This is a genomic window from Celeribacter neptunius, from assembly GCF_900113955.1.
Lineage (GTDB): Bacteria > Pseudomonadota > Alphaproteobacteria > Rhodobacterales > Rhodobacteraceae > Celeribacter > Celeribacter neptunius.
Genome location: NZ_FORH01000001.1, coordinates 1,061,540 through 1,082,394 on the forward strand (window position 1 = coordinate 1,061,540; position 20,855 = coordinate 1,082,394).

The following is a 20,855-nucleotide window of genomic DNA, read 5'->3' on the forward strand; positions in this document are numbered from 1 at the left end:
AGATCCCCTATCCCGCGCGCCGCTTCAGCGCAGCGGATCGGTCTTGTAGAGCTTCACCTTCAACCCGCCGTGGGCAATCGGTGCGCCGGTCGGCAGCCAAGGCAGTTTCGTCGCCTTGGCGAGGCTGTCGTCCGAGGTGATCATGCCAACGCGCCATCCGGAAAATTTTTCCGCCATCACCTGTCCGAAAGCGCCATAGAGGGCGAAGAGGTCCTTTTTCTTGCCGATCCGCGCCCCGTAAGGCGGGTTGACGATGACCAGACCGGGCGGGCCGTCGGGGCGCTCAATCGCCGAGACCGGCACCGGTTTGAATGTGCAGAGATCCGCCACCCCGGCCCGTTCGGCATTGTCATTCGCCATCTGGATCACGTTCACATTGCGATCGGAGCCGTAGAAATGCTGATCCGTCTCACGCATCTGCCAGCCGTCCTTGTAGCTGCGCAAAACTTGGGGATCGAAACAGGCGAGCTGTTCAAAGGCAAAACGGCGCTCCCGTCCGGGCATCAGCCCACGGGCGATCTCGGCCGCTTCAATGACGAAAGTCCCGGAGCCGCACATCGGATCGAGCACCGGCTCATGCCCGTCATAACCACAGGCGCGCAGGAAGGCGGCGGCCATGGTCTCGCGCATCGGCGCCTTGCCGACGCCCGCCTTGAACCCGCGCTTGTGCAGCGCCTCGCCGGAGGTATCGACGGAGATGCGCACCAGATCGTCCTCGATCCGCACCTTGAGCACCACCTCGGCCTCGGGTGACACCGGCGCGCCGAGCTCCTCGGTGATGGCGCGTTCGATCCGCTCCTGCGCCGCCCCGGCATGGTAGATCTTGTTGCGCTTGCCGGTCACCACCTCGACGCGGAACGCCACATCGGGGCGGAGCACGTCGCCCCATGGGAACTTGCGCGAGCGTTTGTCGAGCTGGGCCAGATGAAAGGCGCGGAATTCGCCGATCCGGGCCAGGACCCGCGCCGCGGTCCGCAGGCTCAGGTTGGCACGGATCACATCGTCCCAGCTGCCCTCAAAGGTCACACCACCGCCGACGGCCACGGGCGCCGGGAACCCGGCCGCGATGGCCTCGTCGAGCAGGACCTCTTCGAGACCCGGCTGGGTCCCGAGGAAAATTTCAAAAGTCTCTGACGCCACTTACGCCTGCCCGAGCTTTTTCAGGCGGTTCTCGCGCAGACGGGCGAAATCATCACCGGCATGGTAGGACGAGCGCGTCAGCGGCGTGGCGGAGACCATCAGGAAGCCCTTGTTCACCGCAGCTTTCTCATAGCTCTTGAACGCGTCGGGCGTCACGAATTCGGCCACCACGTGGTGTTTCGGCGTCGGCTGCAGATATTGCCCGATGGTCATGAAATCGATGTCGGCGGCGCGCATGTCATCCATGACCTGCAACACCTCGGGGCGTTTCTCGCCGAGGCCCACCATGATACCGGATTTGGTGAACATGGTCGGATCGAGTTCCTTCACCCGCTGCAACAGCCGCAGGGAGTGGAAATAGCGCGCGCCGGGGCGCACCTCGTGATAGAGGCCCGGCACGGTCTCGAGATTGTGGTTGAACACATCGGGCCGGGCTTCGACCACGGTTTCCAGCGCCGAAGGGGCACATTTCAGGAAGTCGGGCGTCAGGATCTCGATCGTGGTCTCGGGGCTCCGTTTGCGCACGGCGCGGATGGTCATGGCGAAATGCTCCGCGCCCCCGTCCTCAAGGTCATCGCGATCGACCGAGGTGATCACCACATGTTTCAGCCCAAGCTTCTGAACCGCATCGGCGACTCGCCCCGGTTCGAACACGTCGAGCTCATCCGGCCGCCCGGTGGCGACGTTGCAGAAGGTACAGCCGCGGGTACAGATCTCGCCCATGATCATCATCGTGGCGTGGCCCTGCGACCAGCATTCGCCGGCATTCGGACAGCCCGCCTCTTCGCAGACCGTGGTGAGCTTGTGCTCGCGCATGATCTTATGCGTGTCCATATAGCCCTTGGATGTCGGCGCCTTGACCCGGATCCAGTCCGGTTTCTTGGGCTGGGCATTGTCGGGGCGATGCGCCTTTTCAGGGTGACGCTGATCGGGGATCTTGAGATCACGCATATCTGGGCCTTTCTCGGGAGCTTTCTCCGTTTGGACCACGATATAGGCAAAGCGTCCGCAAATGTCTCGCGAAAACCGCGAAATGCCGCCGCGCAGAACATGTGCGGGGCTTCTCGCTGCATGTGCATTGATGCGGGCTTTAGAATCGCTCTAAAAGACCTGCGACAGAATGAAGCGCCGCCCTCCCCGCGCCGCTTTGAAACCCAAAGGAGCACTCATATGAAAGCCGGTTACAAACTCCCCGAAGTGACCTTCCACACCCGCGTGCGCGACGAGAGCATCGGCGGCGACAACCCGTTCAAATGGGAAGACAAGACCACCGCCGACTATTTTGCCGGCAAGCGCGTCGTGCTGTTCTCCCTGCCGGGCGCTTTCACCCCCACCTGCTCCACCTACCAGCTGCCGGGCTTTGAAAAAGGCTTCCCGGAATTTGCCGCCGAGGGCATCGACGCGATCTATTGCATGTCCGTCAACGACAGCTTCGTCATGAACAAATGGGCGCAATCTCAAGAGCTTGAGAATGTCGGCGTGATCCCGGACGGCTCCGGCGAATTCACCCGCCGCGTCGGCATGCTGGTGCGCAAGGACAACCTGGGCTTCGGTCTGCGCTCCTGGCGCTATGCCGCCGTCGTCAATGACGGTGTCGTCGAAGCCTGGTTCGAAGAGCCGGGTCTGTCCGACAACCACGGCTCCGACCCCTACGGCGTCTCCTCGCCGGAGAACGTGCTGAAATGGCTCAAGGGCGAAGAGGCGGAAGCCGTCGCCTAAGCCAATCGGTTTCGCCGGACAGGCATTAGACAGACAAGAGGCCCGTGGAGCAATCCGCGGGCCTTTTCCCTGGTGACGATGCAAGCGCAGCATTTCGGTGCGATGCGAACGCCACAGCCACCGGCGGAATACCGCTGCATACCGAAATTGCGCCGGATGCATGGCTTCATGTCATGAAGAGCAGGATCAGAAATGGCACGCCAAAAAGGAAGAACATGACATACAAAACCATCCAGTTGAGATGCGAATTCAGGCTCTTGTTCACAGTGGCCGAAATTGCCTCCATCCGCCGCTCGGCTTCGGTCCGGACATAGGGCTTGCTCCGTAATTCCCCGATCTCGCGCGCAATGCGCTCGGCCCCCGCTTCGGTGTCAATGAGACCGAAGAGCGAAATCTCCAGAGGCGGACCTTCGGGTTTTCCCACCTCTTCCAGCCCGAAGAACTGAAAGAGACGTGTGGAACCGGGTTGCGATGCCATCCCGACACGCAAAGCCCCGACCTTGGACAGATCGACGGTTACGCGCTTGCCGATATGAGCCGGGACGTAATCGAGCCTGTCGGGGGTGACGCCTAAAATGAGGCGTCCGCGCAAGAGCCTCAGGAACACCACCAATGACTGCCAGACGCCGAAGGTGCAGAACGCGACGACGAGGCCAGAGACCAGTTTGAGCCAAAGCGCGTTGAGCAGCAGCAAAAGCGATAGCCCGACCGCCAACCCAAACCCGCTCCCAAGGCCAAGAAAAATCAGATAGAGGACATCCGTCTTGGTCCATTTTCGGCGATAGAGAAGATACTCCGGCTCCGACATCCCCTATCCCCGCTCCCGCGCCTCATGCATCAGCTCCTCGCCCGCCTCGGATAGCAACGCCGCCAGTTCGGTGAACCAGGCTTTCGCCTCCGTCGATTGCCGCCGCACCAGGGCGACCGTGCGCTCGGGCTGCGGCTCCGGAAAGCGCAGCACCGCCATCTCGGGGCTGGCGGCTTTCTCCGAGCAGAGCGCGATCTCCGGCAAGAGCGTCAGGCCAAACCCCTGCGCCACCAGCCCGCAGAGCGTCGCCAGCGAGGAGGCGCCGAGATCGACCGTCTGATGCGTGCGCTTGACGCCACAGACATCGAGCGCCTGATCGGCGAGGCAATGCCCCTCGTCCAAGAGCAATAGCGCATCGGGCGAGAGATCGGTCGGGCGCGGCACGGTCTGCGCCGTCAGCGCGTCGAGCCGCGATTGTGACCCGGCCAGAAGGAAATGATCGGTAAACAGCGGCTCCGCCAGCAGGCCCGGCGTGTCATAGGGCAGCGCGATCACCGCGGCGTCGAGCTGGCCGCGCGAGACATCGGCGATCAGCTCGGCGGTCTGGGCCTCGCGCACCCTGAGATCTAGATCGAGCGCCGCCGCCTTGATCCTCGTGAGGGCCCGCGGCAAGAGATAGGGCGCGATGGTCGGGATGACGCCGAGGGTGAGCCGCCCGGTGAGACCTTTCGAGAGCCGGATCTCGGCCTCGAGATCGCGGGTCATGCCGAGGATCTTCTGGCTGCGGTCGAGCACCACCTGGCCTGCGCGGGTGAGGCGAATGTCGCGCGGCAGCCGCTCGACGAGCAGGGTGCCAAGCGTGGCCTCCATCTCCTTGATCTGTTGTGACAGGGCCGGCTGGGTCACATGCACCCGTTCGGCGGCGCCGGAAAAGCTCCGCGCCTCGGCCAGGGCCACGAAATAGGTCATTTGTTTCAATGTCAGCATGGCGCCCCTTTCGATTAGAATATCTAATACGAATGGCGCGCGGTGACAATTTCGAAGACGGGGGGATGAGCCCTTTGGGGGCATTCGAGCGATGAGCGCCTGCGCAGGCCCGTGGGTGAGCGCCGAGCCTTCAGAGGTCATCACTTTATACTTGCCAAATCCGTGAAACTTCAATGCGTTGTGCGCGGTTGGCAATGCGCTCGCCCGCCGGAACGGGCCAGCGCAGGCGCGGCGGCTTCGCCTTGTTCCGCGCCAGATGCACGTCGTTCGGACGCCCGCTAAGTCCCGCAAAGCGGTCATGCAAGACGTTGACCAGCCCCCTTCCCGCTGCCCCCTTTCTTCGCCAGAGTCTTTGCACGGGCCTCATCCGGGGGGCTTCGCCCCGGCTCTCGCTCACCCAATCAGATTGCTATATCCGGCCGCATCATAATGTTTCTTCAGCCGCTGCAAGGCGATGCGCAGCACGATCTTGCCGGAGCGCGCCGACCAGCCCATGCGCTTTTCCGCCTGCTCCATGCCTTCGAGATAACAGCAACAGCGGAGCGCCACATCGCCGAGCCCAGGCCCGAGATCCGAGAGCGCCGCGGCGAGCCGCGCCCTGGCCGGCTCGATGCCGAACCCGCGCACATCGCCAAGCGTCCCCGCATCGATGCGACCGGTCAGGAAGCGATCCCAATTCTGGGTCACATGCGGCGCCATCTGCGCCAGTTCGAAATCCTCGCGCAGCCGCTCGGCCACGGCGACCAGTTCGGGCGCCAGAAACGGCTCCCCGTGCTTGTCGCGACGCCGGGCCAGCACGAGGATCGGGCTTTCGGCCGCCTGATACCGAATACGCCGCGAGGTCTTTCGCGCCGGTTCCACCCCTGCCCCCGAGCCATCCGCCGGACCGGCACGCTCTTCGGGCGCGTCGAGCGCGCCGTCCCGCTCCAGCCCGAAGCGCATCGGCGCCTCGGCAAACCCGGCCCGCGTGCCCTCCTCCTGCGCCAGGATTTCACGCAGCGCGGCGCGGCCTGCGGCGGTGATCGTGTAGCGGCGAATCTGCCCCTTGGTGGTGGCGCTGATCCAGTCCTTGAGCGCCATGGCCTGAGCAATCGTGCGATCGAGCACCGCCGTGCGCGTGGTGCGCCCGTCCGGCAGGTCGCGCACCACCACCGCCTTGTCCATGTCCCGTGCCACCGCGAGACAGGCCCCGGGTTCGCAGAGCCGTCGGAGTACCCGCCGGGCCTCGCGCAGAATCGTGGCGTCATCCGGCGGGCTGCTCTCTGGGGTCTCATCGAACGGGGATTGCTCGGTCATGCTGTCCGGCTCCTTGTCGGGGGATCTCTTCGGGAATGACATGTCGCCGCCGATCCGGGCCGCATTTCGCTCCGGCGCCAACCGGCGCAAGGCGTTCAGCGCCTCATCGATCAGCGGGTCATCGCGTTTCAACTCGAGCCTTCGGACCTGCCGCAGAACGGTCGAGGGGGCGCAGCCATCGCGCCGCGCAAGCTCACGCAACGAGTTGCCGCGTTCCGTATGCGCCAGGTAGCGAACGGCCTCCTTCGGCACCCATTTCGGCAACGTACCCGTCCGGGGTGGCAGCCCTTTTCCAATCTCCAACATCATTTCCCCCAATTCATGTTGTTCCAGGTCGTGTTGTTACGGGTTCGAGCGTCTGCACATTGTTCTGATTTTTAAAACAATCGAATCTGCGGCAACTTCAATTCACAGGAAATCCACAGAAAACCTCAGGGTTATCCACGCATTTTCCGCAATGTTATCCACAATCTTATCACAACTATGGGTTGCATTCATTATGCAAAGGATTTTCACCCGGTACGTTGACAGAATTGTTCACCATCAGTGAACAAAGAGAAAAACGACCGCACGTCATCTTTCTACCGTGCGCAACACACCCACAGGTTGTGCAAAGCTCCTGATGTCACGCCGCGCCGCGTGGCCCCGCCACCTCGCAAGATCAGGAGACACCGATGACCGCCCCACCGATGCCCGGCTCCCTCTCCACCCTGAACGCGCTGCGCCGCCCGAGGCTTCTGGTCCGGGCGGCCTGTTTCGGGCTCGGGACCTACAATCGCAACCGCGATCTCAGAGTCAGGCTGCACCTGCAGACCCTGCCCTCACCGCAACGGGCGCTGTCGCTCCTGATCGAGGAAGAGGCCAGATGCGAGGCGGGCCGTCGCGCCGGCGACACCGATTACAATGTGAGGCAGCATGTCGAGCTTCTGATCGCACTCATGGGCGAGGCCCGAGGCCTGTTGCGGCACAGCACCTCAAGCGCGGAGACTTCGACGCATTCGTAAAAACTGCCAGACCTGAAAACTGCGGCCTGAAAACGGCCGGGGTGACACATCGCGGCGTTTCGACGGCCAGCGAGCGGCTCAGACGGCCTCCAAAGCTGGTCTGGCCCCGCAACATTCCCACTCAGGCCCCACTCAGACCTGAATCCATCTTGCCTCACGCGCGCCGGGCGCATAAAGGCAAGACATGACCCAGATTTCCCATGACCGCCTCCTCATCATCGACTTTGGCTCTCAGGTGACGCAGCTCATCGCGCGGCGTCTGCGCGAGCTCAATGTCTATTGCGAAATCCACCCTTATCAGAAGGTCACCGACGCGAGCCTCAAGGAGTTCGATCCGAAAGCGATCATCTTCTCCGGCGGCCCGGATTCGGTGATGCGCGAGGGCAGCCCGCGCCCGCCGAAAGCGGCCTATGAGCTGGGCGTGCCGATCCTCGGCATCTGCTACGGCCAGCAGGTGATGATGCACGATCTGGGCGGCCGGGTCGAAGCCGGTGAACATGCCACCGCCGAGTTTGGCCGCGCCTATGTGACGCCCTCCGAGACCCGTCCGGATTTCCTCAATGGCTGGTTCATGGACGGCACAGAAAAGGGCGTCGGCAAGGAACAGGTCTGGATGTCCCATGGCGACCACGTGGCAGAGATCGCCCCGGGGTTCGAGGTCTACGGCACAAGCCCTGGCGCGCCCTTCGCCATCACCGCCGATCTCGCCCGCAATTTCTACGCCGTGCAATTCCACCCGGAAGTGCACCACACGCCGAATGGCGCCACGCTCTATGAAAATTTCGTGCGCCTCGCCGGTTTCAAAGGCGACTGGACCATGGGCGCCTATCGCGAAGAGATGATCCAGAAGATCCGCGAACAGGTCGGTGACAGCCATGTGATCTGCGGCCTTTCCGGTGGCGTCGACAGCTCCGTCACCGCGATCCTGCTCCATGAAGCGATCGGCGATCAGCTGACCTGCGTCTTTGTGGATCACGGCCTTCTGCGCCTCAACGAGGCCGAAGAAGTCGTGAAAATGTTCCGCGACAATTACAACATCAAGCTGATCCATGCCGACGAATCCGATCTGTTCCTCGGCGAATTGGAAGGCGTCTCCGACCCGGAGGTCAAACGCAAGACCATCGGCAAACTGTTCATCGACGTATTCCAGAAATACGCCTCCGAGATCGAGGATGCCGAATTCCTTGCCCAGGGCACGCTCTACCCGGATGTGATTGAAAGCGTCTCCTTCTCCGGCGGCCCCTCGGTGACGATCAAATCGCACCACAATGTCGGCGGGCTGCCCGAGAAAATGGGGCTCAAACTCGTAGAACCGCTCAGAGAGCTGTTCAAGGACGAGGTGCGTGCGCTGGGCCATGAGCTCGGCCTGCCGGCAAGCTTCATTGGCCGTCACCCCTTCCCCGGGCCGGGCCTGGCGATCCGGTGTCCCGGCGAGATCACCCGCGACAAGCTGGAAATCCTGCGCAAGGCCGATGCGGTCTATATCGATCAGATCCGCAAACACGGGCTTTACGACGAGATCTGGCAGGCCTTTGCCGCCATCCTGCCGATGCGCACCGTCGGCGTGATGGGCGATGGGCGCACCTACGATTACGCGCTGGCGCTGCGCGCGGTGACGAGCGTGGACGGCATGACCGCCGATTACTACCCGTTCAGCCACGAGTTCCTGGGCGAGACCTCGACCCGGATCATCAACGAGGTCAAGGGCGTCAACCGCGTGTTCTACGATTGCACCTCGAAACCGCCGGGCACGATCGAGCTGGAGTGAGCCGGGCCGCAGCAAAGCGCGCCCCTCCCACAAAAATGCAAAGGCGTTCCCATGATCGGGAGCGCCTTTTCTTTTGCCAAGCCGGACCGCGTCTCGCTATGCAGGACGAACCGAAGACTGAGGAGGCGACGGTGAGCAAAATCCTGCTGACAGGCACCATGACCTGCGCGCAAGACGAAATCGAAAGCGTGGTGTCGCTTCTGCCGATGCATATCCGCCAGTCGCGGGCCGAGCCGGGCTGTCTGCAGTTCGAGCTGTGGCAGGATGAATTGAAACCCACCGAGTTCCACATCACCGAAGTGTTCCGCGACGAACGCGCCTTCGAGGCGCATCAGGATCGCACCCGCAATTCCGACTGGTTCCGGGTCACCGGCCATATGATGCGCGACTATCGAAAGTCCTCCGCATGAGAAAGACACCGGCATGAGAAAGATCCCGGCATGAGCCAGCACAGCCATCCGTTGAAAGCCGCGCTCTGGATGAGCGGCGCGCTTTTGGGGTTCTCCTCCATGGCCGTGGCCGGGCGACAGCTGGCGGGCCATCTCGACACGTTCGAAATCCTCGGCTATCGCTCGTTTTTCGGCCTGCTGATCGTCCTGACGGCCGGCATCGCCCAGAACCGCCTGGCGGAGTTCCGGCCCAAGGCCATGGCGCTGCATATCGGCCGCAACCTCGGGCATTTCGCGGGACAGAACCTCTGGCTCTTCGCGCTCACCCTCATTCCCATGGCGCAGCTCTTTGCGCTCGAATTCTCCTACCCGATCCTCGTCGGGCTCGGCGCCACGGTGTTTCTCGGCGAAAAGATGACACCGACGCGGGCGCTGACCTCGATCATGGGCTTTGCCGGGATTCTGGTCGTCGCCCGCCCCTTTGGAGGCGATGAATTTTCCATCGGGCTGATCGCCGCCGTGCTCTGTGCCTTTGGCTTTGCCGCTTCGGCGCTGTTCACCAAACGTCTGACCCTGACCGCCCATGTCTCCGTGCTGGGCATCATGTTCTGGATGGTCACTTTGCAGCTCCTGTTCGGGCTGATCTGCGCCCTGGCCGATAGCCATGCCGTGCTGCCAAGGCTGATCGATCTGCCCTGGGTGATCGTCGTCGCCGTCGCCGGGCTCGGGGCACATTTCTGCCTGACCACGGCGCTGTCGCTGGCGCCCGCCTCGATCGTCACCCCGATCGACTTCCTGCGCCTGCCGATCATCGCCGTGGTCGGAATGCTGTTCTACGGCGAGTCCCTCGACATCTACGTCTTCATCGGCGCTTTGATCATTTTTTCCGGCAATTATATCAACATATTGTCGGAGAACCGTCGAATTGCACGGGTCCCGCCGCAGCCCTGATGCAGAAATGTCAATGCGGTCAGACGAATCTATGACGCGGCGTCAGAATTGCTTGAAAATTAACCGCAGCTTAGGCTGTCTGGACAATAAGAGCGGAAATTCGCTCACCACGACACTTTTGGATCTATAGAGCGGGCCCGGTGCCCGTCAGGGATGGAGATCATGAAAAATACGACACTTTTGGCCGCTTCGCTCGCTGTTGGCGCAGTTGGCGGCGCAACCGGCGCCTTTGCCGGCGGGATGGACCGTTCGGGCCAGTCCATCAATGCCATTTTCGAAACCGGCACCTATGTCGAGCTGAGCTTTGGTTCGGTGAACCCGGATGTTTCGGGCTATTTCCCGCATCCGCTTGCCGGCGATCTCGAGTCCGGCAACATGGCCGCGTCCTACACGCAAATTGCCGGCGCCTATAAGCGCGACCTGTCGGACCAGCTTTCGATGGCGCTGATCATCGACCAGCCTTTTGGTGCCGACGTGGATTATCCGGCCACGACCAGCTACCCACTCGCCGGCTCCACGGCAACCGTGGATACCTGGGCCGTGACCGCATTGCTGCGTTACAAGTTCAACGACCGGTTCTCCGTCCATGGCGGTGTCCGCCATCTCTCCACCAAGGGCGAAGTCGATCTCTACAGCTCGGGCTCGAACTTCTACAACATGTCGACCTCGACCGAGAGCGACTGGGGCTACCTTGTGGGCGCAGCTTATGAGATCCCGGATATCGCCCTGCGCGCCTCGCTGACCTACAATTCGCAGATCGACATCGACTTCACGGCAGATGAGGTCTCAGCACTTGGCGCGAATACCTCCGATTTGGCTGTGAGCCTGCCGCAATCTGTGAATTTCGATTTCCAAACGGGGATCGCCGCCGATACGCTGCTGATGTTCTCGGCCCGCTGGGCAGAATGGACAAAAACCACCATCGCGCCGGATGATTACGTGACGATCATCGGTGACAACCTCGTTGACCATGACAACGACACGATTTCCTACAGCCTCGGCGTCGGACGTCGTTTCAACGACAAACTGTCGGGCTCGCTCTCTGTGGGTTATGAAAAATCCTATGGCGGCATTCAGGGCAACCTCGCGCCGCGTGATGGTTACACCTCGCTCACCGCAGGCCTGAAATACCAGATGACCGAACAAACCGCGATTTCGGGCGGTGTCTCCTATGTGTGGGTCGGCGATGCCAATACCACGATCTCGGGGATCGACACCGAGTTCACCGACAACACCGCGATCGGCTTTGGCCTGAAACTGTCGCATCACTTCTGATCTGCGGCTCATCAAAGCATTGCGAGGCCCTGCCATTTGGCGGGGCCTTTTCTTTTGCTATGCCAAAAGCTCTTTGACTGCCTGATGCGACGTTTCATGTTCAGCCCTCAGAGCCGCGATGAGCCCATTGGGGACATTTGGATACTGAGCGCCAGCGCTGGCCCGTGGGGGAGCGCTTTGACCTCTGTGGTCGCCGCTTTATGCTTGCCAGATCCGTGTAGGATCAATCCGTTGAGCGCGGCTGAGAATGCGCTCGCCCGCCGGAACGGGCCAGCGCAGGCGCGGCGGCTTCGCCTTGTTCCGCGCCTGATAGAACTTCGTTTGAACAGCAGAAAAGTCCGCAAAGCCCCCTCCCCCCACAGGCCCGCTCTCCTGCGCATCGTTCATTTTCCGCGACGGGGGTTTGCGCAAGTTCCGGTTTGTCTTTGACCCTCTGCTGGCGCACATCTGTCACCAAAACGGAGAGACGCCATGGCCCCCCAGAAAACCATATCCGCCGCCGCATGGGCAGGGCTCTTTGCCATGGGCTTTCTCTGGGGCTGTTCCTTTCTCGCCGTGGCCATCCTGATCCGCGAATTGCCGATCTACTGGGTGGTGGCCGGACGTGTCACGATCGCCTCGATCGTGCTTTGGTCCTATGTGCTGATCATGCGCCTGCCGGTGCCGGTGCTGTCGCGCTATCTCTGGCGTTTTGTCGTCGTCGGCTGCCTGACCTCGGCCCTGCCGTTCCTTCTGATCACCTGGGCGCAGCAGCATATCCCGTCGGGGCTTGCCGGCATTCTCAACGCTTCGACCGCGATTTTCGGCGTGTTGTTTGCGGCGCTGATCTTTGCCGATGAAAAACTCGGACTGCGCAAGGGCACGGGCGTTCTCCTCGGCGTTCTGGGCATCGTCACCGTGATCGGGCCGGAGGCGCTCAAATCCTTTGATCTTACCTCGCTCGGGCAGATCGCGATGATTGCGGCGACGCTCTCCTACGGGCTGTCGAATGCGGTGGGGCGCATCCTCTTGTCGGATCTGCGCCCCGAAGTCGCCGCCGCGGGCATGCTCTCCGGCGCCGCGCTCTTTGCCCTGCCCGTCGCGCTTTTCACCTCCGGCCTGCCGCCGGTCGCGCTCAAACCCGAGACCTGGGGCGCGTTGTTCTATCTTGCCATCATGTCCACCAGCCTGACCTACATCATCTATTACAAGGTGATGAAGGCCGCCGGCGCGGGCAACACCTCGCTGACCACGCTGATCGTGGCGCCGGTGTCGATTGCATTGGGCGCTCTGGTGCTGGGCGAAAGCCTGCCGGTTCAGGCCTATTTCGGCTTTGGCCTGATCGCGCTTGGGCTTTTGGTGATCGACGGGCGGATTTTGCGGCGGTTGCGCGCGATGATCCCCGCTTAAACTCTTGCAGCACCGCGCGCCCCGTGGCACCAAACGGGCGGGCAACGGGAAAGACAGATGACATATAGTTCCAGCGCAGATTGGCAGGCCTGTTCGGCCAAACGGCTCATTCTTTTCGGCATGTCCGGTCTCGGCAAGACCGTGATTTCCAACATGCTGCGCGACACCAAACAGTGGTATCACTACTCGGTCGATTACCGCATCGGCACGCGTTATCTGGGCGAGGCGATCGACGACAACCTGAAAAAGGTGGCGATGCGCGAACCGTTCCTGCGCGAGCAATTCCTGTCGAACAGCATCTATATCAAGGCCAATCTGACCTTCGACAATCTCGCACCCGTCTCCTATTTCCTCGGCAAACCCGGCGCAGAAGATCTGGGCGGCATTCCGATCAAGGAATTCCAGCGCCGCCAGGCGCTGTTTCGCGAGGCCGAGGAGGCTGCGCTCTTGGACACCGGACATTTCATCGACCGGGCGCAGGCGCTCTATGACTATCCGCATTTCGTCTGTGACACCGGCGGGTCGATCTGTGAATGGGTCGATCCCGAAGACCCCGAGGACAAGATCCTCAAGGCGCTCTCCGAAGATGCGCTTCTGGTGTGGCTCAAGGGCAGCGAGGATCACACAGAGGAACTCATTCGCCGCTTCGACAAGGCGCCGAAACCGATGTCCTATCAGCCGGAATTCCTCGCCGCGATCTGGGCGGAATATCTCGCCGAGAAAGGCGTCGCAGAAACCGAGGTCAACCCGGATGATTTCATCCGCTACACCTATGCCCGGGCGCTCAACCACCGCCAGCCGCGCTACGAGGCGATGGCGAAAAACTGGGGCATCACCCTCGACTATGAGGATGTAAAACGGATCACCGGCCCCGAAGACCTTTTCGCGCTCATTGGCCAGGCGCTTGATAAACGCAATCAACAGGCCTAAATCAATCTCCTTCTGACAAAGGACCCGAACCATGCCGATCACCCTGCCCGAGACCCTTCCCGCCTATGACGTGCTTTCCTCCGAGGGCGTCATGGTCATGGGCGAAGGCCGGGCGAAATCGCAGGAGATCCGGCCGCTCAAGATCGCGTTGTTGAATCTGATGCCGAAAAAGATCCAGACGGAGAACCAGTTCGCCCGTCTGATCGGCGCGACGCCGCTGCAGATCGATTTCAAGCTCATCCGCATGAGCGAACATCAGACCCGCAACACCGCGGCCGAGCATATGGAACAGTTCTACCGCCCGTTCAACGAGGTGAAAGCCTCGGGCGAAAAATTCGACGGGCTGATCATCACCGGCGCGCCGATCGAGCATCTGGCCTTTGACGAGGTCACCTATTGGGATGAGCTCAAGGATGTGTTCGAGTGGACCCAGAGCCATGTGCATTCCACCTTCGGCGTCTGCTGGGGCGGCATGGCGATGATCAACTATTTCCACGGTGTCAAAAAATACCCGCTCGATCACAAGGCTTTCGGTCTTTTCCAACAGGAAAACCTGGCGCCGAACTCGCCCTATCTGCGCGGGTTCTCGGATCAGTGTTTCATCCCGGTGAGCCGCTGGACCGAGATGCGCCAGTCAGAGATCGACGCCGTGCCGACGCTCATTCCGCTTCTGGGATCGGACGAGACCGGCCCCTGTCTGGTGCAGGACCCGGAGCATCGCGCGCTCTACATCTTCAACCATTTCGAATATGACACGGGCACGTTGTTCGAGGAATATCAACGGGATGTCGATGGCGGCAAGGAGATCATCCTGCCCAAACATTATTTCCCCGATGACAATCCGGCGCTCAAACCGGTGAACCGCTGGCGCAGCCATGCGCATCTTCTCTACGGCAACTGGATCAACGAGATCTATCAGACCACGCCCTATCATCTGGAAGAGATCGGGAGTTAACTCCGTTGGGTTTCACCGATGGACCACGCAAACTTGCGGACGCGTACCATATCACCAGTAATCGTGGCTTTCAGCGCGCACTCAAGACCCGCCGTCGCGGCGATCTGGTCAAAACCTCGGAGGGCGCGCAGATCCATGTCGAGGCCTATGGCCAGAAAGACGCGCCACCGGTGGTGCTGATCCATGGCGCCTCGGGTTCCACCTATGACATGAATTTCCGCCTCGCGCCGGCGCTGGCGCAAGAGTTCTGCGTCTATGTGGTCGACCGGCCAGGGTACGGCCACAGCCCGCGGATCAAGGACGAAAGCCTCGCGGCGCAGGCGCGCACTCTGCGCGACGCGATCCGGATCCTCGACAGCCGCCGCCCGATCGTGCTGGGGCAATCCTACGGCGGCGCTGTCGCGCTCGAATGGGCATTGCAATCGCAGGAGGTGGCGGCGCTGGTGCTGGTCTCCGCGCCCTCGCATGACTGGGAGACCGGCCATCCGCTGCTGCACCGTACGCTGGCGCGTCCCTATCTCGGTTGGTGGGCGGCAGAGCTGATTTCACTCCTTGTGCCCGCGTTCATCGTCGATAAACAGCTGGCCGAGGTCTTTGCCCCCGATCCGGTGCCCGAGGGCTATGGCGAGCATTTTCAGCCGCGCAATTCGATCTTTCCGCCGCGCCACCGGATGAACGCGCGCCAGCGCATCGCATTAAAATCCGAGATCGCCACCATGGTGCCGCGCTACCCTGACCTCACCCTGCCGATCGAGAGCCTGCATGGCACGGCGGACACCATCGTTCCTGATCATGTCCACGCCCTGCCCTTTGACGCGGCTGTCGAGAGCAATCGCCTGACGCGTTTGCCGGACACCGGCCATATGCCGCATCACGTGGCCACCGAAGCGGTGGTGCAGGCGGTCACGCGGGCGGGCGAGCGGGCGGGCAGCCGTGCCGCATTGCACTGAGGGGCCAAAGCCCTCATAGTGTTAAACAGATTAACAAGGACAAGCTGCAACATGACCGATCTGCCTTTTGATGGTGCCATCTCGAAATACTTCGAGAAAGACGCCCCGAAATCCATTCGCAAGGCAATCGAGGACGGCAGCAAAAAGGAAATTCTCTCTCCGTCCTTCCCCTATGACAAATGGATGAAGAAATCCGATTACGAGGATGAGATCAAAGCCCTGCAACGGGAGTTGGTCAAGATGCTCGCCGATGTGCGCCAGACCGGCAAGCGCGTGGTCGTGGTCTTCGAGGGCCGCGATGCCGCCGGCAAGGGCGGCACGATCAAACGCTTTCGCGAGAATCTGAACCCGCGCTCGGCCCGTGTCGTGGCGCTGTCGAAACCGACCGAACGCGAAGCCGGTCAGTGGTATTTCCAGCGCTATATCGATCATCTGCCGACCGAGGGCGAGATCGTGCTGTTCGACCGCTCGTGGTACAACCGCGGCGTGGTGGAAAAAGTCTTTGGTTTCTGCAAGGACGATCAGCGCGAGCGGTTTTTCCATCAGCTCCCGGAATTCGAGGAAATGCTGGTCTCCGAGGGCATCCAGCTGTTCAAGATCTGGCTCAATGTCGGGCGCGCCGAACAGCTCAAACGCTTTCTCGCCCGTGAGCAGGATGTGTTGAAACAGTGGAAACTCTCCTCGATCGATGTCGAGGGGCTGAAACGCTGGGATGCGTATACATCCGCGATCGCAGAGACCATGGAGCGCAGCCACACGCTTATCGCGCCCTGGACGGTGATCCGCTCGGATGACAAGTACCGCGCGCGCCTCAATGCGATCCGCTCGGTGCTCGACCGGATCGATTACAAGGGCAAGAATGCCGAGAACCTCGGTCAGATCGATGGTCAGATCGTCGACGGGCCGCGGCTTTTGACCACTGGCGACGAAGACGAATGAGCGGGATGGCTGAACCGGCATGAGCAAACGCGGCTATCATCACGGCAATCTGCGACAGGCGCTGGTCGATGCGGCTCTGGTGCTGATCGAGCAGAAAGGCCCGACCGGCTTCACCCTGTCGGAAGCGGCCAAGACGGCGGGGGTGACGCCCGCCGCCGTCTATCGCCATTTCGAGGGCCGCGAGGATCTGATCGCCGAGATCGCGCGGCAGGGGTTCGAGGTCTTCGCCGATCTGCTCGATTATGCCTTTGAGAGCGGTCAACCTTCGGCTCTGGCCTCCTTCGAGGCCACGGGCCGCGCCTATCTCGCCTTTGCCCGCAAATACCCCGGGCATTACATCGCCATGTTCGAGAGCGGCATCTCCATGCAACGCACGCCGGAGCTGCATCAGGTGGCGACCCGGGCCCTGGGGGTGCTGGAACGCGCCGCCGAACATCTGTCGCAACAGATCCCGGCCGAGAACCGCCCGCCGCCACAGATGTTTGCCGCCCATATCTGGGCCATGTCGCACGGGGTGGTCGAACTTTTCGCCCGCGGAACCCCCGGCGCGAAATGCCCGTTTCCGCCCGAAGACCTTTTGGAAACCGGAATCGGTATATACCTTCGGGGATTGGGCCTCATTCCTCAGGATACGCCAGAGGACACGTGACGGCCCCGAGCCTCGGAGGGGACGCAGATATGGATCGACAGAACCGGGACCGACTGACCCGCAGGCGCCTGCTTTGCTCCGGCCTGGCCACGGCGACCACCGCGCTTTTGCCGATGCCTCTGTTGGCGCGGGACAAGCCCAAGACCATGAGCTACGGCGATGAGAAGCTCGACATCTACAAGGCCGGTCAGACGCGCGGGGCGATGATCTATGTCCATGGCGGCGCCTGGCGCATGGGATCGCGCAAGAACGTCAACGCCAAACCCGACTGGTGCAACGCCATGGGGCTCGATTTCATCTCGATCGATTACCCGCTCCTGCCCAAGGCTCCGGTCAAGGATCAGATTAACTCCGTCCGGCAAGCCATTGAATGGGTGTTCAGAAATCACAGTGAGCCCGCAAAGACCCTGGTCATGGGCCATTCCGCCGGTGCCCATCTCGCCGCCATGGCAACGCTGATCGGCTGGTCGCCGAAACCGGCGGGCGTCATTCTCAACGACTCTGGTGCACTCGATCTGGTGACGCTGGCACGGGCCTATCAGGGCCATCTGCCCTTCGGCACGCGCCACGCGTTCAAGGACCGCGACGACTGGGGCACGCTGTCGCCGGCCTACCGTCTGGCGCGCAATATGCCGCCCACGCTGGGGATCTGGTCCAAGGCCCGCGGCCATGCCATGGCGATGTCGAATTTTGCCACCAATATGCGTGGCATGGGCGGCGACATCACCCTGTTCGACGGCAGCGCCTATGGCCATGCCGAGCTGAACCGCGAGCTGGGCCGCGGCAAGATGCCCGATCTGGAACAGGCAATCACCCGGTTCATGCGCAAGGTGCTGTGAGACTACCAGGGGTCTTGCCCGCCTTGCGGAGGACCCGCGGGACCTGCCCTCAGCTGCCCTCTTTGAACACCACCAACGCGCCGGGGGACCAGCTCACACGGACCGTTGCACCGACGTCGAGCACGTCGCGACCGAAGATGTTGCGCATGGAGATGCGCACGGTCTTGTCGACGCCTTCGAAACGCACGTCGTAATAGGTCATGTCACCGTAATAGACGACCTCCTCGATCACGGCCGGGGCCTCGCGATGGCTGGCCACCTGCCCCTCATAGAGCAGCGTCAGGGTCTCCGGGCGGAAACCGACGCTGCCGGCCCCTTGCGGAAAGCCCTCCGGACTTTGATCCGCAGCGACCTCCGCCTCGCCCAGACCGGCGACGGAAACGAGCCTCTTGCCGCCCTCCTCGCGACATGTCGCAGGCAGGAAATTCATCACCCCGATGAAATCGGCAACGCGTTTCGATTTCGGACGCCGGTAGAGCACCTCCGGATCGTCGCATTGGGCAATCTCGCCCTCGAACATCACCGCGATACGGTCGGACATCACGAGCGCCTCTTCCTGATCATGGGTGACCAGGATAAAGGTGATGCCGACCTCGCGCTGGAGCTTGATCAGCTCGACCTGCATCTGTTCGCGCATCTTGCGATCGAGCGCCGAGAGCGGCTCATCAAGCAAGAGCACCTTGGGTTTCAACACCAGAGCACGGGCCAGTGCCACACGTTGCCGCTGACCGCCGGAAAGCGCATGCGCCGCGCGGTGGCCATAGCCCTTGAGGCCGACCATCTCGAGCGCGGCCTCGGCGGCGGCGCGCTTCTCCGCCTTCGACATCGGGGATTTGCGCAGCCCGAAGGCGACGTTTTCCAACACGGTGAGATGCGGAAAGATCGCGTAGCTCTGGAACACCATATTGGTGGGGCGCTTGTTGGCAGGCACCCCGCGCATGTCGCGCTCCGAGATCATCACCGTGCCGCTGTCATAGTCCTCGAACCCGGCGATGGTGCGCAACAGCGTGGTCTTGCCACAACCAGAGGGCCCGAGAAGCGAGAAGAACTCGCCCTGCCCGATCTCGAGCGTGATGCCGCGGAGCGCGTGATAGTCGCCGTAATGTTTCTGGACATTCGAAAGCGAAATGAGCGCAGGCCCGGCGGGTCGTTTCTTGATGGTCATCTTAGAGGAAGCCCCCGGTGTCTTTAAGCCCGGCGCGCTTGGCGCCACGGCGGCGGAAGAATTCGGCGATGGTAATCAGCAGGACCGACAGAACGACGAGGATCGTGCCAAGCGCCATCACGGCGGGTAGCAGTTTCGGGAACCGCAGCATGGAGAACAGGTACACCGGCAGGGTCGGGTCGGAGCCAGTGAGGAAGAAGGCGATGATGAACTCATCCATCGAGATGGTGAAAGAGATCAGCAAGGCCGAGATGATCCCCGGCATCACCAGCGGCAGGGTCACGAGGCGAAAGGCCGACGCCGGCGTCTCGCCAAGATCATAGGCCGCCTCTTCGAGCGACGGATCGAGCGAGGCAAAGGCCGATTGCAGGATGGCGATGGCAAAAGGCGTACAGATCAGCGTGTGCCCGGCGATCACCGACCAGGCGCCAGTGTCGAACCCCATGCGCAGGATCACGATCAGAAGCGAGACGGCGACGATGATCTCCGGCAACACCAAGGGCAGCATGATGAAGCCCATGATGCCCTTTTGCCCGGGAAAGGAATAGCGCGTCGCGGCCATGGCGGCGAACACCCCGAGCACGGTGGCGAGCACAGCAGAGGTCACGGCGATCTTCAACGAGTTCAGGAGCGCGCCATGCATTTCCGTGAGCGTCAAAAGCTGGGTGAACCACTCCGTGGTGAAGTTCTCCAACGGAAAGGCGATGATCGTCGAGCTGTTGAAGGCAAAGAGCGGCAACAGAAAGATCGGCGCATAGAGGAAGACCAGATAGAGGATGGCATAGGCTTTGAGCGATTTCATTTCCGGCCCCCATTCGCCTTGCCGCCGCCCGCGGCGCGATGGCCGAGGATCAGGAAAAGGATCGAGATCACCGCCACGATCAGCATCGCCAGCACCGCCAGCGTCGCCCCCAGCGGCGCATTGTTCAGGCGCAGGAACTGGGTCTGGATCATATTGGCGATCATCAGCCCGCCCGGCCCGCCAACGAGCCGCGGCGTGACATAGTCGCCAATCGTGGGAATGAAGACGATCAAGACGGCGGCGACCACGCCCGGCGCCGCCAGCGGCAGGGTCACGCGCAGGAAGGTCATGGTCCGGCTCTCGCCGAGATCGCGCGAGGCCTCGAGAAGCGAGCGGTCGATCTTTTCAAGCGCGACAAAGATGGGCAGGATCGCAAACGGCGCATAGGCATGCGCCAGCGTGATCACCACCGCGTTGACGTTATAGAGGATGAAAGTCAGAGGTTCATCAATCAAACCAACCGCTTGCAGGCCTGAGTTGAGAACGCCGTTATAGCCGAGAATGACCTTCCACAGGAACACCCGGATCAGGTACGAGGTCCAGAACGGGATGGTGATCAGGAAAATCCACAGGCTCTTGTGCTCGGGCTTCACCCCGAAAGACACGAAATAGGCGATCGGAAAGGCCAGCAGCACGGTGATCAGGGTCACCAGACCCGAGACCATCAGCGAGCGCAGCATAAGCTGGCGATAGAGCGGATCGGTGAGCGCCTCGCGATAATTCACCAGCGACAGGCCCGGCTCGAAATCGCGCACCCCGGTCTGGGTCAGAAAGGAGATCGCGAAAATCGCTATCAGCGGCACGGCCAGGAGCAGGAGCGCATAAAGCGCGGTCGGCGAGACCAGCAAAAGCCCCACGCCCTTCTCCGAACGGAAAAACTGATGCAGCCTTTCCCCTATCCTCATGCGCACCCCACCATGTTGTCGCCTCTTGCTTCGTGCCTCATGAAAATCGTTCAAA

General features: G+C 61.8%; 21 protein-coding genes. 13 read left to right on the forward strand and 8 right to left on the reverse strand.

Translation table 11 applies throughout. From position 1 onward, the window contains the following. Positions 1-24: 24 nt before the first annotated feature. Both BM151_RS05215 and lipA read right to left on the reverse strand, forming a co-directional pair. Positions 25-1,140 carry a THUMP domain-containing class I SAM-dependent RNA methyltransferase gene (locus tag BM151_RS05215; protein WP_090058518.1) on the reverse strand — a complete coding sequence of 372 codons (1,116 nt, stop codon included), beginning with the start codon at positions 1,138-1,140 and terminating at the stop codon, positions 25-27. Next, positions 1,141-2,154, reverse strand: a complete 1,014-nt coding sequence (gene lipA / locus BM151_RS05220; RefSeq protein ID WP_425429534.1) for a lipoyl synthase — start codon at positions 2,152-2,154, stop codon at positions 1,141-1,143. It lies immediately after the preceding gene. Between the two features lie 156 nt (positions 2,155-2,310). Between lipA and BM151_RS05225 the strand changes: the two genes are divergently transcribed. Then, on the forward strand, positions 2,311-2,859 hold the full coding sequence (locus BM151_RS05225; RefSeq protein WP_090058524.1) for a peroxiredoxin: 549 nt from the start codon (positions 2,311-2,313) through the stop codon (positions 2,857-2,859). Positions 2,860-3,025: 166 nt separating this feature from the next. On the opposite strand, the gene BM151_RS05230 is transcribed toward BM151_RS05225, so the two are convergent. From BM151_RS05230 to BM151_RS05240, 3 genes are all read right to left on the reverse strand, one after another. Then, positions 3,026-3,667, reverse strand: coding sequence for a hypothetical protein (locus BM151_RS05230; RefSeq protein WP_090058527.1), 642 nt, complete (start codon positions 3,665-3,667; stop codon positions 3,026-3,028). Positions 3,668-3,670: 3 nt separating this feature from the next. After that, the gene (locus BM151_RS05235) at positions 3,671-4,594 is read right to left on the reverse strand and encodes a hydrogen peroxide-inducible genes activator (protein ID WP_090058532.1); all 924 of its coding nucleotides are present in this window, start codon (positions 4,592-4,594) and stop codon (positions 3,671-3,673) included. A 393-nt stretch (positions 4,595-4,987) separates the two neighbouring features. After that, positions 4,988-6,196 (reverse strand): DUF6456 domain-containing protein, encoded by a 1,209-nt coding sequence (locus BM151_RS05240; RefSeq protein ID WP_090058535.1) that lies wholly within the window; start codon positions 6,194-6,196, stop codon positions 4,988-4,990. 368 nt (positions 6,197-6,564) lie between these two features. Between BM151_RS05240 and BM151_RS05245 the strand changes: the two genes are divergently transcribed. From BM151_RS05245 to BM151_RS05305, 12 genes are all read left to right on the forward strand, one after another. Beyond that, positions 6,565-6,894, forward strand: coding sequence for a DUF6477 family protein (locus BM151_RS05245; protein WP_245781101.1), 330 nt, complete (start codon positions 6,565-6,567; stop codon positions 6,892-6,894). A gap of 184 nt (positions 6,895-7,078) precedes the next feature. Further along, positions 7,079-8,662 (forward strand): glutamine-hydrolyzing GMP synthase, encoded by a 1,584-nt coding sequence (guaA, locus tag BM151_RS05250; protein ID WP_090058540.1) that lies wholly within the window; start codon positions 7,079-7,081, stop codon positions 8,660-8,662. A gap of 131 nt (positions 8,663-8,793) precedes the next feature. Further along, complete coding sequence (locus BM151_RS05255; RefSeq protein WP_245781102.1) at positions 8,794-9,072, forward strand: putative quinol monooxygenase; 279 nt, start codon at positions 8,794-8,796, stop codon at positions 9,070-9,072. Positions 9,073-9,102: 30 nt separating this feature from the next. Continuing rightward, positions 9,103-10,002, forward strand: a complete 900-nt coding sequence (locus tag BM151_RS05260) for a DMT family transporter (RefSeq protein WP_090058546.1) — start codon at positions 9,103-9,105, stop codon at positions 10,000-10,002. Between the two features lie 162 nt (positions 10,003-10,164). Continuing rightward, positions 10,165-11,277 carry an OmpP1/FadL family transporter gene (locus BM151_RS05265; protein WP_177213027.1) on the forward strand — a complete coding sequence of 371 codons (1,113 nt, stop codon included), beginning with the start codon at positions 10,165-10,167 and terminating at the stop codon, positions 11,275-11,277. 471 nt (positions 11,278-11,748) lie between these two features. Continuing rightward, positions 11,749-12,666 carry a DMT family transporter gene (locus tag BM151_RS05275; protein ID WP_090058555.1) on the forward strand — a complete coding sequence of 306 codons (918 nt, stop codon included), beginning with the start codon at positions 11,749-11,751 and terminating at the stop codon, positions 12,664-12,666. A gap of 57 nt (positions 12,667-12,723) precedes the next feature. Continuing rightward, positions 12,724-13,596 carry an ATPase gene (locus BM151_RS05280; protein ID WP_090058558.1) on the forward strand — a complete coding sequence of 291 codons (873 nt, stop codon included), beginning with the start codon at positions 12,724-12,726 and terminating at the stop codon, positions 13,594-13,596. 31 nt (positions 13,597-13,627) lie between these two features. Beyond that, positions 13,628-14,551: a homoserine O-succinyltransferase gene (locus BM151_RS05285; RefSeq protein WP_090058561.1), complete on the forward strand. Its 924-nt coding sequence runs from the start codon at positions 13,628-13,630 to the stop codon at positions 14,549-14,551. A gap of 5 nt (positions 14,552-14,556) precedes the next feature. Next, positions 14,557-15,501 (forward strand): alpha/beta fold hydrolase, encoded by a 945-nt coding sequence (locus BM151_RS05290; RefSeq protein WP_090058564.1) that lies wholly within the window; start codon positions 14,557-14,559, stop codon positions 15,499-15,501. Positions 15,502-15,552: 51 nt separating this feature from the next. Further along, positions 15,553-16,440: a polyphosphate kinase 2 gene (gene ppk2, locus BM151_RS05295; protein ID WP_090058567.1), complete on the forward strand. Its 888-nt coding sequence runs from the start codon at positions 15,553-15,555 to the stop codon at positions 16,438-16,440. A gap of 19 nt (positions 16,441-16,459) precedes the next feature. Then, positions 16,460-17,089, forward strand: coding sequence for a TetR/AcrR family transcriptional regulator (locus BM151_RS05300; RefSeq protein ID WP_090058570.1), 630 nt, complete (start codon positions 16,460-16,462; stop codon positions 17,087-17,089). Between the two features lie 29 nt (positions 17,090-17,118). Then, complete coding sequence (locus BM151_RS05305) at positions 17,119-17,928, forward strand: alpha/beta hydrolase (protein ID WP_177213028.1); 810 nt, start codon at positions 17,119-17,121, stop codon at positions 17,926-17,928. A 49-nt stretch (positions 17,929-17,977) separates the two neighbouring features. Here the strand turns inward: BM151_RS05305 and BM151_RS05310 are convergent, their stop codons facing one another. Genes BM151_RS05310 through BM151_RS05320 form a run of 3 tightly spaced genes read right to left on the reverse strand, consistent with a single transcriptional unit; the run spans position 17,978 to position 20,800 of the window. Next, positions 17,978-19,093, reverse strand: a complete 1,116-nt coding sequence (locus BM151_RS05310; RefSeq protein WP_090058574.1) for an ABC transporter ATP-binding protein — start codon at positions 19,091-19,093, stop codon at positions 17,978-17,980. 1 nt (position 19,094) lies between these two features. Beyond that, positions 19,095-19,895 carry an ABC transporter permease gene (locus BM151_RS05315; RefSeq protein WP_090058577.1) on the reverse strand — a complete coding sequence of 267 codons (801 nt, stop codon included), beginning with the start codon at positions 19,893-19,895 and terminating at the stop codon, positions 19,095-19,097. Beyond that, on the reverse strand, positions 19,892-20,800 hold the full coding sequence (locus BM151_RS05320) for an ABC transporter permease (protein WP_090058580.1): 909 nt from the start codon (positions 20,798-20,800) through the stop codon (positions 19,892-19,894). Before BM151_RS05320 ends, BM151_RS05315 begins: the two co-directional genes overlap by 4 nt. Positions 20,801-20,855: the final 55 nt, after the last annotated feature.